A 13,710-nucleotide genomic window follows, 5' to 3' on the forward strand; every position below is an offset into this window, starting at 1 on the left:
TTAAATAAATCAAGCCGCGAATATACCTTGTTTCGCTCTTCTTGTTTTCCTAGGCAGTAAAAACAAAAAAGCCACGGGCTAGGCCGTGGCTTTTTGCTATTGCAGAAAAATTGTTACTTGGTTTTAAACTTGTAAAGCACGGTTTTTCCCGCCTCAACCGAACCACTTGCTACACTTTCCAGCGCAGTAAATTGATCCGCATTAGAGAGAACCACTGGGCTAATGATTGAAGCAGCATTTGCAGCCAAGTAATCTAAGTCCAGCTCCAGAACCGGATCACCCGCTTTAACGCGACTACCTTGCTGCGCTAAGCGAGTAAAACCTTGACCGCCGAGTTTTACCGTTTCAATACCAATGTGCACTATTAATTCTGCGCCCGAATCGGTCACCAAAGCAAAGGCGTGATTGGTGTTGAAAATCTTTACCAATTCACCATCGCAAGGTGCAACGACCAGCTTACCCGTTGGGCGGATACCAACACCTTCACCAACCGCTTTGCTCGCAAATGCGGCATCAGGCACATCTTCAATCGCCACCACTTCGCCCGTTACTGGCGCAAAGAGAATGGTTTCATTACCACTAATAGAAACTACAGGTGCCACGCTTGCCACCGGAGCAGCAGGCGCAACTTCCGCTACTTTTTTGCTGCAGTACCCAATTGAGCGCGCAATGAATCGGCGATCAATTCAGCTTTTGGTCCAACGATGATTTGAACGCTTTGCTTGTTCAATTTAATCACGCCACTAGCGCCAAGGCGTTTTGCAGCAGCTTCATCGACCAAGTCAGCATCATTCACAGACAAACGCAAACGAGTGATACACGCATCGACGTTAGTCACATTGCTTGGGCCGCCCACAACAGCAACATAAGCTTGTGCCAATTCGGCAGTGCTACCGGTTGCAGCTGCAACTGGCGCAGCAGTACCTACTTCATCAATCAGATCATCTTCACGACCTGGTGTTTTAAGATTGAACATCTTAATCACGGCGGTAAAACCGAAGTAGTAAATGGCAAAGAACACCAAGCCTTGTGGGATCAACATATACCATTTAACCGCGAATGGATTAGTCGACGACAAGGCCATATCGATGGCACCCGCACTAAATGCAAAACCTGAAATCCATTGCATTGAAGCCGCGATATACACCGACAAACCAGTGAGGAAGGCATGGAATACATACAACAACGGCGCTACAAACATGAATGAGAATTCAAGTGGTTCAGTCACGCCGGTAACAAATGAAGTCACTGCCGCTGCAAACATGATAGAGCCAACCATTGCTTTTTTAGCTGGTTTAGCTGCTTGGTAGATCGCTAGCGCTGCGCCAGGCAAACCAAACATCATGATTGGGAAGAAACCAGCTTGATACATCCCTGTTACACCCAGAGTACCTTTGGCAATATCACGACCTTGGAAAATACCAATGTCGTTAATACCAGCAAGGTCAAACCAGAACACAGAGTTCAGAGCGTGATGCAAACCAACTGGAATCAATAAGCGATTGAAGAAGGCATAAATACCAGCACCTGCAGCGCCCATATCTTTGATAGAAACACCAAAGTTAAATAGCGCGTTGTACACAACAGGCCAGATTTCTAGCAAGATAAACGACACGACAATCATTGCGACCGATGTAATGATCGGAACACAACGACGACCACTGAAGAAAGCAAGTGCTTTGTGCAACTCAACTTGGCTAAAGCGATTGTAAATTTCACCGGCAATAACACCCGTCAAAATACCAACGAAAGCATTGTCAATTTTGCCAAAGGCTTTTGGCACTTGATCCAATGCAATGCCTTGAATTTGTGACACCGCGCCAGGAGACAATAATGTCGTCACAACCAAAAAGCCAACCAAGCCTGCTAAAGCGGCTGCGCCATCTTTATCTTTAGAAACACCGTAAGCCACACCAACCGCAAACAGAATTGGCATTTTATCAATAATCGCAGCACCGGCTTTGATTAAAAACGCGGCCAATTGGCTATTTGCACCCCAACCTGTTGGGTCAATCGCATAGCCCACACCCAACATAATTGCAGCGGCCGGTAGTACAGCCACCGGCACCATGAGCGAACGCCCAATTTTTTGTAGATAACCTAAAATATTCACGACGCATCCCCTTTTTTACATGTTCACCAAAACGGTGAGCTACATTCATTCATGTAGTGTTATTAGCTCGTAGAAGAAACAGCTGAACCTATTCATGCTTCACAGCCATCTATCGATAGCCTGTGCCGATTATTCGCTGACAAAACAGCAATAGCAAGATTTCTGCGCTCTATGTTTGTCTTACATAACATTTCACAACAAAAACACCTACTCTCTATATTTCGCGCTAAAGCCATGAATATTGCCGATCTTGATCGATACTTTGATCATTACGGATAAGAGCTAGGCCATTCTCTGCTACAAGTTTTGCCATATTGTTGAGTTTGCTCAATAAGCTCAATGGCTCGTGCAACTTCTTAAACATTTGCAACAAATCTTTACATTTGACGGACGCATCATCGGTTTTAAAATGCTAATTAGGTTTTTCGACGGCATTTTTCACTCAATCAATGACAGAAGTCGGTTTCGTCAGTGAATTGCTTCGGTTAGAATGTTTTCTTTTTGCTCACTGGTAAAATCTGCTCATGCTTACAGGAAGCCTAGTTGCGTTAGTCACTCCGATGGATGCGGATGGTCAAATCAATTATTCAGCGCTTCGAGCGCTGGTTGACTGGCATATCGAACAAGGCACCGACGGACTAGTTGCCGTTGGCACGACGGGAGAATCTCCAACAGTTTCAGTCGATGAACACATCGAAATTGTCAAAACAGTCGTTGAGCAAGCCGCAGGACGCGTTCCAGTGATTGCCGGAACCGGCGCCAACTCAACCCGCGAAGCGATCTACCTTTCTGAGCGTGCGCTATCCGTTGGTGCAAATTATGGTTTGAGTGTCGTTCCCTACTATAACAAGCCATCGCAAAATGGTTTGTACTTGCATTTTAAAGCAATTGCAGAAAACACGGCGCTTCCTACCCTGCTGTATAACGTGCCAGGCCGTACCGTGTGTGACCTAGCGAACGATACCGCCCTTAAATTGGCGGAGCTAGCAAATATTGTCGGGATCAAAGATGCCACCGGAAATATGGAACGCGCCGCAGACTTAATGCTTCGCGCACCTAAGGATTTTGCTTTCTATAGCGGTGACGATGCATCGACACTGCCTTTTATTTTACTCGGTGGTCACGGTACGATTTCAGTCACCGCCAATGTGGCCCCCAAAGCCATGCATGAAATGTGCAGTGCAGCGCTCAAAGGCGATATTGCTGGTGCAAAATTAATCAATGATCGCTTACAGAGCCTACATAAACATCTCTTCATTGAAGCCAACCCAATCCCAGTTAAATGGGCACTTGAAGAAATGGGTAAAATTCCCGCAGGAATTCGCTTGCCATTAACTCGCCTAGTCGACAGTGCTCAGGGTATAGTGCGGCAAGCTCTCATTCAGGCTAATGCCTTATAATCGTTTTTTGTCGTCCTCCATTTACGGATACAAACATGCAGCAAAAGAAATTAGCTTTATATCTCTCTAGTTTGTTCGTAGCCGCCAGCCTAGTTGGCTGCTCCTCCGATCAAATGCTTATGCAAAGTAAAGTGGACTACCGTGGTGGTAGCGATAATTTATCCAGGAATCCACTTGAAGTGCCACCAGACTTGAGCGCGGTCACCTCAAATGCGAATTTCGCAGTGCCAAAAAGCGCTGTGTTAGCCAATGAAGCTCAGCCACAGAAAAATACCGGCAATGTATTGCCGATTTTCGAAAATGCAAAACTAGTTCAAGCCGATGGCGCTCGCTGGCTTGTGATTAAAGGCGATCCTGTTAAAACTTGGCCTGAAATCCGTGAGTTTTGGCTAGGTCACGGCTTTTTGCTCTCGCAGGACAATGAGCAAACTGGCGTAATGGAAACGGACTGGCTAGAAAATCGTGCAGCACTGCCGACTGACTTTGTTACCAATTTACTGCGTAAAGTTGCTGATAGCTTTATCTCAACGGGCGAGCTGGATAAATTCCGCACTCGGATGGAGCGCGGCACTGAGCCCGGCACGCTAGAAATCTACATCACTCACCGTGGGATGATAGAAGTCTTTGCTGATGGCTCGCAAGAGGCAAAAGGTGGCGACACCGCCACAGTGAGCGGCAAAACGATTTGGACCCCACGCCCGTCTGATCCTGAGCTTGAAGTTGAAATGCTAAAACTGATGTTGCAGCAATTTGGCATGACTAAAGAGCAAGCAGCCAGCACAATTAAAACGGCCGAAGTTCAAACCTCCCGCGCCACATTAGTTGCCTCAGGCAGCAAGCTCGAATTAGCCGACAGCTTTGATCGCGCTTGGCGCCGTGTCGGCTTAGCGTTTGATCGAATTGGTTATGTTGTTGAGGACCGCAACCGTGCCGAAGGTACATTCACGATTCAACGCGCGGCAGCCAATATCGAAAAAGAAAAATCAACTGAATACTTTAGCAACTTGGCCTTCTGGCGCAGTAAGGATGCACCAAAAGAAGGTAATTTGCAGCAATATCAGGTCAAATTAAAAACCGAGCTCAATCGCACAATCATTTCTGTGAAACCGATGAGCGGCGGTGCCGATGAAGCGACTGGTAAGAAAATCTTGCAGGATTTACTGCTACAGCTGAAATAAACAAAGTCGGATCTAACTTGTTTAGATCCGACTTTAATTTAGCAAAAAATAGGCGTAAAAAAATCGACTCGAAAGTCGATTTTTTTATTGCTGCGTGCAATTATTTTGCGGTACGAGCAACTGTTTTTGCGCCAGTTTCGACGGCAGCAACTGCAGCTTCAGCAATATTGCCAGCGATGCGTTGGCCTGTTTTGTTGATTGCATCGTAAGCGTTATTCGCGCTTTCAACTGCATTTTTCAAAACATTCACAGCGGCGCTAGACGCTGGTGCTTGTGCAACCGCTTTATCCAAAGAAGACACCAAGTTTTTATTGAATTCCAAAACTTGTTCTTCAACCAGTTTGTTCAATTCAGCTTGAGTCGAGCTAGCAGCTTCGTAAACAGTGCGAGCAACTGCGATTGTTTTTTCAACGTTAGGTTGTGCAAGGCCTTTTTGCAACTCAACCAAGTCTTGAATGTTTTTCACGCCTGACAACGCTTTTGCTGTTTCTGCGTTTTCAGTCATCAAATCACGTGCAATGCCCATTTGCAATTGAAACAAACGCTCAACACCAGCAAGAGCGATATTTGTTAGGCGCAAAGATTTTTCTAGGTTAGCTTGACCAAGTTCAGCAAATTGTTGTTGAGCGTTAAACATTGTAAATCTCCAAGGGTTGAATTGTGCACTGCATCAATTGCTATTTTTATACCAGCAACATGCAATGTCAAGCAATTTATTGTGCAACGCACAATTACCCGCCAGCCTGTTTGTGCCGGATCGCCAAAATGGCCTGATTTCGCAATGTTTTCAATAGATTCAACTGATCAGATGGGATAACTAAATCGTGCGCGCAGCGTTTATCGCCATAAAATAAGCCAATCGGTTTTTTATCGATCACCAAAGGAAACACAATGAGTGTCTGTGCTGGCACCAAGGCTCGGTACCAGCTAGGGATCCGCTGCGTAATGCTCTCTGCATTAATGTCTTCAACAAACACATCCGCCTGCTTCGCCATCACCAATTGAAACACATCCGACACGGGCTCCAGCTTGAACTGAAATTTAGGAATGATTTTTTCAATTTCAAATCCAAAGCCAAATCGGGCACTCATGCAGCCCAGCTTGACATCGCGCGTACAGAAAAGCACTCGATCAAAACCCACACTGCGGTACATCGTTTCCAAAATCATTCGTAGTAAATCATTGAGCTTAAACTCCCCCACCAGCGTATTCGTAATATCTTGTACTCCTGCAGCCAGCATCGCAGCAGGGCTATTGCCTGACACCTGATCGGGTGAAATACTCGCGGCCATTCTGGCTTCGTGCAATGCATCCTTCTCTATTGCATGCTGATTGGGCAGTTCTTTATACCCAGCCAGCTTCATCAAATTTCGCGCAAAGGCACTGCCTTTCAGATCAATTCCTAGAATCGACAAGTACGATAAATAGTTCTTCGCCGCATCAGTCAATAAATCATGATAGGCTCGCTCTTTCCAACTTAATGCTGGCGCATATTGCTGCACAATCGCGAGCAATGCACTGTTTGCGCTACTGGCTGGTGCCCCCACGACGGGTACTAAATCAGCCGCTAAATTAGAGAAAATACGTAAACGCTCAGTTTGCGTTTGCGGGGCACGAATGAGCTGAGGCAATTCGCGCATACTGCTGACAATCCGTTCAGGAAAATTCCAACTTTGCACCACCGACACACCCAATTCGCGATACGAAATACCCAGTACTGCTTCTGCGGCAACGGCTTCAGTTTCTTGGGTTTGCTCTTGTCGCTTACCAATTTCAACACTTTCCTCGTGAAAATAATACAAAGTCAGTAAACGCCCCATTTGCTGAAACATGCCGCAAATCAGCGCCTCCTCAACATCACGCCACGCGCTTTTCACGCCTAATTCACGCGCAAGTACGCCACAAAAAAAACTTTGCAACACCGCCTCACGCAATCGCTCCGCCTGCCCTTTGTTTTGCATGTGTTCAAATAGCAATAAAGTAATTGCTAAATTACGCACCGTATCAAAACCTAAAATGACAATCGCCCGCGAAATTGTACTAATTGAACCACCAAATTGCCCATAACTGGCCGAGTTCACCATTTTTAGTAATTTATTGGTGAGCGAGAAATCTTGCAAAATGACGCCAGATAAATTCTGTAACTTCTCACCATCAACGTCGCTAAGTCGATTGATCGCGCTAATCGTTTGCGACAAAGAAGGAAAATCCGCCGTATGCCGCATTCGGCGCAACAAAAAATCCAAAGTGCTATTTTTGCTTTGCACCTCTGGCGAGTCCGTTGATCCTGCCCCACTCAATTCGAACCAGTCTGCGAGTGCCGCACGCATCGCCCCCGCATCGGCATAGCGCTCTTGCGGGTTTTTAAACAAGGCCACCATCACCAGATGGTCAAGCTGCGGATCAATGGCCGTGTTTAATTGTGATGGCGGCAAAAAAGCTTCATTCGCGGTGCGATGCAAAATCGCGTAAACCGACTCGCCTTCTGCAGCCATTGTTCCGGTGAGCATTTGATACAGCAAAATACCGCAAGCAAACACATCCGCCTGTGTGCCTATGGGTAAGTTGGCAATCACTTCTGGCGCCATATAACCCACCGTACCCATCATCCTCTCGCTCGTTTCACCGTGAGCGGTCGCAACGCCAAAATCCATAATACGAGGCCGAGCAGTGCTATCGATCATGATATTTTGCGGCTTGATGTCACGGTGAATCACGCCAATCTGATGCGCAGCAAAGAGACCCTCCAAAATGGCCAGAATCAATCTCACCGCAGCCACCGGCGTAAGTGGCCCAGATTGCTTTAGCCGCTCAGCCAAGGTCTGCCCTTCAACATACTCAAAAACCAGACAGGGATGGCCGTGCTCGGCAAACGCGTCAAATAAAGCAACCACATTGGGATGTTGTAACTGACTAACGACCTGTGCTTCATTGGCTAAATGGATGGGCTGGCTATGCAAGACTTTGATCGCGACATGCCGATTCAATTGCGTGTCTTTGGCCAAGTAAACCAGACCTTGTGCACCTTGCCCTAACTTCTTTTCGACGACAAAGCGTCCGTTGGCAAAGTTTTTCATCGCAGACGTCCTTTTTTATTCCTTTCAATATAGGCCTTCACCTGCAAAAACGAAGGGCAATACGGTGAATGGGGTAGAAATCGTGAAGAATTATTTAGAATTGATAAAAATTTTCTGTCATTGAGAGCCGCACCACTCGTAGCATCACATCAAAAAATCTGCAGGCATTTATTTTGAGGGTGATATCAAAATATACAGGATGTATATCTATGAAGACATTATTAACCCTAGTCTACAATCAAATACCCTTAAAATAAACTAAGTAGCCCACAACTTAAAAATCAGCGCATCCCGCCGCATTTACCCATCTGACAAGTGGCTTATCGCCCTTAAAAAATATTCTTCACCTTGTATCTGATTCAACGCAGAACTTTCATGCCTGACTTTTGTCATGATGAAACCATCCACTAGGATGTAACGCGGTGGATTTTACGGGCTACACCCGCTAGAATAGTCCGCCTTTGTTTGGCTTACACACTGGAACTTAATATGTTGATAGCACCCGCCTTCGCTAATGCTGCTGCGTCAAGCACAGAAGCAAGTTTTATGTCATTTCTGCCAATGATCGCCATTTTTGCTATTTTCTGGTTTTTGATGATTCGTCCACAACAGAAAAAAGCCAAAGAACTTCGTGCGATGCTGGATGCTTTGCAAAAAAATGACGAAGTCGTCACCACCGGTGGCGTCATTGGTAAAGTCGTTAAATTGAACGAACAATTTGTCACTCTTGAATTAGCCGACAACGTTGAGATCCTCATTCAGCGCGCTGCAATTGGTCAGCGTCTGGAAAAAGGCACCCTAAAAAACAATAAATAATCAATGATACGGCAGCCCTGCTGCCGTGTTTGTTGGGGCCCCACGCATGAATCGCTACCCTCTTTGGAAATACCTCCTCATCCTCGCTTCTGTTTTGCTGGCGTTGATTTACACCATTCCTAACTTTTATGGCGAAAGCCCAGCGCTGCAAATTTCCAGCGGCCGCGCCACCGTAAAAGTGACGCCCGATATGGTCGAGCGTGCCAATACGATTGCCAAAGCGACAGGTCTTACCCCTGTTGATAGCTTCTTTGAAAACGGCTCAGTTAAAGTGCGTTTTCAAGACACGGATAGCCAACTCAAAGCCAAAGACGCGATTCAAGCAGCGCTGGGCGATGATTACATCGTGGCACTTAATCTAATTTCTGACACCCCCGTTTGGCTCACTAAACTGCATGCCAAACCGATGGTGCTGGGTCTAGATTTGCGTGGTGGTGTGCATTTCTTGTTTGAAGTCGACATGAAAGCCGCTATCGATAAAGCGCTAGAAAAAACAGCGGGTGATATTCGCCGCGAACTCAAAGACAAAAAAATTCGTTACGGCAAAGTCAGCCGTGAACGTGATCGCGTTGAAGTGCAATTGCGCGATGCGGAAACACTGAAAGCGGCCAATGCGGCAATCAGCAAAATTCTAAGTAACCTTAAAGTTCAAACCGTTGCAGAAGAAGGCAATTACAAACTCATTGTGACCTTCCCTGCTGCGGCTGTCTTGCAACTGAAAAACGATGCGGTAACACAAAATATTACCACCTTGCACAATCGGATTAACGAACTTGGCGTGTCGGAACCGGTGATTCAACAGCAAGGTGAAGGCCGTATCGTCGTGCAATTGCCAGGCGTGCAAGACACCGCCAAAGCCAAAGACATCCTGGGCCGCACAGCGACGCTTGAAGTTCGTATGGTTGAAGATGACCAAGCCAAATTGGCCGAAGCCATCAGCGGCAATGTGCCAGCAGGCTTTGAGCTGATGAGCGAACGCCGTAATGACGGCAAAAATGTACCGATTTTACTCAGAAAAGAAGTTGAATTAACCGGTGAAAACATCAACGACGCGCAAGCGGGCTTTGATGACAAAAATGAACCTGCAGTTCATTTAGGCCTTGATTCAACGGGCGCTGCGATTTTCAAAACCTTGACACGTGAAAACGTTGGCAAGCGCGTGGCGATGATTTTGGTTGAGAAAGGCAAAGGCGAAGTCGTGACTGCACCCGTGGTGCGTGGCGAAATCGGCGGTGGTCGAGTACAGATTTCTGGCTCGATGGGCGTAGCAGAAGCCAACGATACTGCACTGCTCCTGCGTGCTGGTTCATTGGCAGCACCAATGAATATCGTTGAAGAACGTACGATCGGCCCTTCATTAGGTAAAGAAAACATCAGCAAAGGTTTCAACTCGACAATGTATGGTTTTGTCGCGATTGCCATCTTTATGATGCTCTACTACCGCGTCTTTGGTGTAGTTTCTACCATTGCCTTAGCTGCCAACTTGGTATTCTTGCTAGCGCTACTGTCATTGCTCGGCGTTACTTTAACCTTGCCAGGGATTGCAGCGATTGCACTGACTTTGGGGATGGCGATTGACTCAAACGTGTTGATTAATGAGCGGGTGCGTGAAGAATTACGCAGTGGTGCCACGCCACAAATGGCGATTAAGAATGGTTACGAACATGCCTTTGCAACCATTCTCGACTCGAACATTACAACCTTAATTGCCGGCCTTGCGCTGCTGATTTTCGGTTCTGGCGCGATTCGTGGTTTTGCTTGGGTGCATTGCATCGGTATTTTGACGTCAATGTATAGCGCGGTCTTTGTGTCACGCGCCATGATTAACCTGATCTACGGCAACCGTCGTGTGACCACGCTCTCCGTTTAAGGCGAAGCTAAAATGATTGAATTTTTTCATGTAAAACGTGACATCCCGTTTATGAGCTATGGCAAGCTCACGACGGCGATCTCCTTAGCGACTTTTGTGATTGCCGTGTTTTTTCTAGTGGCAAAAGGCCTTAACTTTGGTATCGAATTCACTGGCGGCACGGTCATGGAATTACGCTACCAAAAAGCGGCCGATTTAAGTCAAATCCGTCAGCAAGTCGATGGTTTAAAACTTGGCGAAACCCAAGTTCAATCGATGGGTAGCACTACGGATGTGATGCTGCGTTTGCCAAACATCAAGAACAAAAACAGCGCACAATTGTCGGCTGAAGTACTTGAAGCGCTAAAACAAACCCGCAGCGATGTTGAGCTACGTAAAGTTGAGTTTATCGGCCCTTCGGTCGGCGACGAACTGTTTAGCCATGGCTTAACCGCACTCGCTTTAGTCTGCGTCGGGATTATTGCGTACTTGGCATTACGTTTTGAATGGCGCTTTGCGGTTTCAGCAGTGATCGCCAACTTGCATGACGTGGTGATTATTTTGGGGTTTTTCGCACTATTCCAGTGGGAGTTTAACCTCACGGTACTGGCGGGTATTTTGGCGGTGCTGGGCTATTCAGTGAATGAATCGGTGGTGGTGTTTGACCGGATTCGCGAGAATTTCCGCAAGCCGACTCTACGCGGCAAGACCGTTCCTGAAGTGATTGACAATGCAATCACGTCAACGATGAGCCGTACCATCATTACCCATGGCTCAACCGAGTTTATGGTGCTATCGATGTTGATTTTTGGTGGTGCCGCACTGCACGGTTTTGCAATGGCACTGACGATTGGTATCGTGTTCGGTATTTACTCATCCGTATTGGTGGCATCACCGCTCTTGCTGATGTTTGGCGTCACTCGCGACAATATGATTAAGCCAGTCAAAATCAAAGAAGAAGCAGTGGTTTAACTAACATTTAATTGTTATACAATCAGCGCCGACGTAGCCCGTCGGCGTTTGTACAACTACCTAGAGAACATCATGGAATTTATTGATCTGTTTTTACATTTAGACGTTGTGCTCAAAGAAATGGTGACCACATATGGCATTTGGATCTATGTCATTTTATTCGCAGTTATTTTTTGCGAAACCGGCTTAGTGGTTACACCTTTTCTACCTGGTGATTCTTTATTGTTTGTCGCAGGCATGATCGCAGCGTCTGGCGCGATGAATGTGCATCTGCTTTTAGTGCTCCTACTCATTGCAGCCATTTTAGGCGACGCAGTCAATTACACGATTGGCAAATACTTTGGCCATCGGCTGTTTTCTAATAAAGATTCAAAAATATTCCGCCCTGAATATCTCAATAAAACCCATGAATTCTTCGAGAAATACGGCGGAAAAACCATTATCATCGCGCGCTTTGTGCCTATCGTTCGCACCTTTGCCCCTTTCGTGGCAGGCATGGCAGAAATGACTTATAAGAAATTTGCATTTTATAATGTAGTCGGTGCAATTTCATGGGTAGGCTCACTGCTCTATGCTGGTTATTTATTGGGCGGCATTCCATTTATCCAAAAGAATCTCACTGCAATTATTTTAGGGATTATTTTTGTATCGATTTTGCCTGGATTAATCGAAATCGCTAAACATAAATTAACCAAGGCAAGTGCATGACAGAATCGTTTTACACTGAGAAACAAGCGATTCGCAGCGCTTTTGATAAAGCAGCGCACAGCTATGATGCAGCCGCCGTTCTGCAGCGTGAAGTCGCAGATCGATTGTTTGAACGCCTAGAACTCATCAATATCCAGCCTCAAGTCGTACTCGATGCCGGTAGCGGTACGGGTTATGCCGCACCACGCCTGCGCGAGCGCTATCGCGATGCACGGCATATTGAGCTGGATTTAGCGCTCAATATGCTCAAATCCTCGCAAGCTAAAACCAGTGGCGTTAAAAAATGGCTTTCGATGTTTGATAACAACAAGCCATTTGCCATTTGCGCTGATATCGAACAAATTCCACTTGCAGATGAATCTGTCGATGTCATTTGGTCCAGTTTGACGATTCAATGGTGCAATACGCCAGATGCCGTATTTAAAGAGTTTTTCCGCGTATTAAAACCGGGTGGCCTAGTCCTTTTTTCAACACTAGGCCCCGATACACTCAAAGAGCTGCGCGCCGCTTTTTCAGGTATTGACGGGAATGAACACGTGAATCAATTTATCGACATGCACGACCTTGGCGACGCCTTAGTCAAACACGGGCTAACAACGCCCGTGATGGACATGGAATACCTCACCATGACCTATCCGAATGTCAAAGCAGTGATGAATGATCTCAAACATATTGGCGCGAGCAATAAAATGAATGGGCGACGCAATGGCTTGCTGGGCAAAGCGGCGTGGCGACAAATCCAAACACAGTACGAAGCATTTCGCCGCAACGACGTACTGCCCTGTACTTACGAAGTGGTTTACGGTCACGCATGGAAACCCGTAGCCAAGAACAATAAATTAGCAAATGGCAGTCAGGTCATCGACTTTCGTCCACGGACACGCTAACAATGGCACAGCTATTTTTCATCACAGGCACAGATACCGACGTTGGAAAAACAGTCGCCAGCGCGCAACTTATCCGTGGCTTTTGCAACGCAGGCTACAAAACAGTGGGTATGAAGCCAGCAGCCTCAGGATGCGAGCGCTCTGGCGATATACTCATCAATATGGACGTAGAAGCACATCGTTCCGCTAGTAATATTGATGCACCACTCGCACTGATTAATCCCTATCGCTTTGAACCTGCCATCTCGCCACATCTCGCAGCAAAAGACGCTGGCGTCACGATTGATTTAACGCATTTAATTAATTGTGCTGAGCAATTAAGCCGAATGGCCGACATTGTTATTATTGAAGGTGCGGGGGGCTGGTATGCCCCACTCTCCGAAGATCTGGCGATTGCAGATTTAGCCAGCGCACTGAATGCCCCCGTCATTGTGGTAGTAGGAATGCGGCTGGGCTGCTTAAATCATGCGCTACTGACAATTGAAGCCATTCAGCTGCGTGGTCTTGTGGTGGCCGGTTGGATCGCCAATTTAATTGATCCCGACTTTAATCGCTACGCAGAAAATTTAGCTTACCTAAAACAGCGAATTACTGCGCCCTTACTCGCCGAATTCACTTATGATAACGAAGCACTCACTGCGGCAATCAATCCTGAAGCGATTGCACGATTGTGTCCGGCTTTAAGCGCTTGCGACTGATAAAACTCTCAC

General features: G+C 46.6%; 12 protein-coding genes. 8 read left to right on the forward strand and 4 right to left on the reverse strand.

Annotated elements, in window-relative coordinates; genetic code table 11:
• Nucleotides 1–113: 113 nt before the first annotated feature.
• Together Q320_RS21695 and nagE are read right to left on the reverse strand one after the other, a co-directional pair.
• Nucleotides 114–602: a PTS sugar transporter subunit IIA gene (locus Q320_RS21695; protein WP_169734415.1), complete on the reverse strand. Its 489-nt coding sequence runs from the start codon at nucleotides 600–602 to the stop codon at nucleotides 114–116.
• A 32-nt stretch (nucleotides 603–634) separates the two neighbouring features.
• A complete protein-coding gene (nagE, locus tag Q320_RS0100980) occupies nucleotides 635–2,113 on the reverse strand; it encodes an N-acetylglucosamine-specific PTS transporter subunit IIBC (protein WP_027467446.1) in 1,479 nt (492 codons plus the stop codon).
• Nucleotides 2,114–2,637: 524 nt separating this feature from the next.
• Between nagE and dapA the strand changes: the two genes are divergently transcribed.
• Entirely contained in the window at nucleotides 2,638–3,513 is an 876-nt protein-coding gene (gene dapA / locus Q320_RS0100985) for a 4-hydroxy-tetrahydrodipicolinate synthase (protein ID WP_027467447.1), read from the forward strand.
• 35 nt (nucleotides 3,514–3,548) lie between these two features.
• Nucleotides 3,549–4,691 carry an NlpB/DapX family lipoprotein gene (gene bamC, locus Q320_RS0100990; protein WP_027467448.1) on the forward strand — a complete coding sequence of 381 codons (1,143 nt, stop codon included), beginning with the start codon at nucleotides 3,549–3,551 and terminating at the stop codon, nucleotides 4,689–4,691.
• Between the two features lie 100 nt (nucleotides 4,692–4,791).
• On the opposite strand, the gene Q320_RS0100995 is transcribed toward bamC, so the two are convergent.
• Both Q320_RS0100995 and Q320_RS0101000 read right to left on the reverse strand, forming a co-directional pair.
• Nucleotides 4,792–5,328, reverse strand: coding sequence for a phasin family protein (locus Q320_RS0100995; protein ID WP_027467449.1), 537 nt, complete (start codon nucleotides 5,326–5,328; stop codon nucleotides 4,792–4,794).
• Between the two features lie 94 nt (nucleotides 5,329–5,422).
• Entirely contained in the window at nucleotides 5,423–7,768 is a 2,346-nt protein-coding gene (locus Q320_RS0101000) for a serine/threonine protein kinase (protein ID WP_027467450.1), read from the reverse strand.
• Between the two features lie 546 nt (nucleotides 7,769–8,314).
• Between Q320_RS0101000 and yajC the strand changes: the two genes are divergently transcribed.
• From yajC to bioD, 6 genes are all read left to right on the forward strand, one after another.
• Complete coding sequence (yajC, locus tag Q320_RS0101005; RefSeq protein ID WP_245590945.1) at nucleotides 8,315–8,584, forward strand: preprotein translocase subunit YajC; 270 nt, start codon at nucleotides 8,315–8,317, stop codon at nucleotides 8,582–8,584.
• A 46-nt stretch (nucleotides 8,585–8,630) separates the two neighbouring features.
• Nucleotides 8,631–10,454 (forward strand): protein translocase subunit SecD, encoded by a 1,824-nt coding sequence (gene secD / locus Q320_RS0101010; RefSeq protein WP_027467452.1) that lies wholly within the window; start codon nucleotides 8,631–8,633, stop codon nucleotides 10,452–10,454.
• A gap of 15 nt (nucleotides 10,455–10,469) precedes the next feature.
• A complete protein-coding gene (gene secF / locus Q320_RS0101015; protein WP_027467453.1) occupies nucleotides 10,470–11,405 on the forward strand; it encodes a protein translocase subunit SecF in 936 nt (311 codons plus the stop codon).
• Nucleotides 11,406–11,477: 72 nt separating this feature from the next.
• On the forward strand, nucleotides 11,478–12,113 hold the full coding sequence (locus tag Q320_RS0101020; RefSeq protein WP_027467454.1) for a DedA family protein: 636 nt from the start codon (nucleotides 11,478–11,480) through the stop codon (nucleotides 12,111–12,113).
• Nucleotides 12,110–13,000 carry a malonyl-ACP O-methyltransferase BioC gene (bioC, locus tag Q320_RS0101025; RefSeq protein ID WP_027467455.1) on the forward strand — a complete coding sequence of 297 codons (891 nt, stop codon included), beginning with the start codon at nucleotides 12,110–12,112 and terminating at the stop codon, nucleotides 12,998–13,000. The genes Q320_RS0101020 and bioC overlap by 4 nt, the downstream gene beginning before the upstream one ends.
• Before the next feature lie 2 nt (nucleotides 13,001–13,002).
• Complete coding sequence (gene bioD / locus Q320_RS0101030; RefSeq protein WP_027467456.1) at nucleotides 13,003–13,698, forward strand: dethiobiotin synthase; 696 nt, start codon at nucleotides 13,003–13,005, stop codon at nucleotides 13,696–13,698.
• Nucleotides 13,699–13,710 lie beyond the last annotated feature (12 nt).

Source organism: Deefgea rivuli DSM 18356 (assembly GCF_000620145.1).
Taxonomy (GTDB): domain Bacteria; phylum Pseudomonadota; class Gammaproteobacteria; order Burkholderiales; family Chitinibacteraceae; genus Deefgea; species Deefgea rivuli.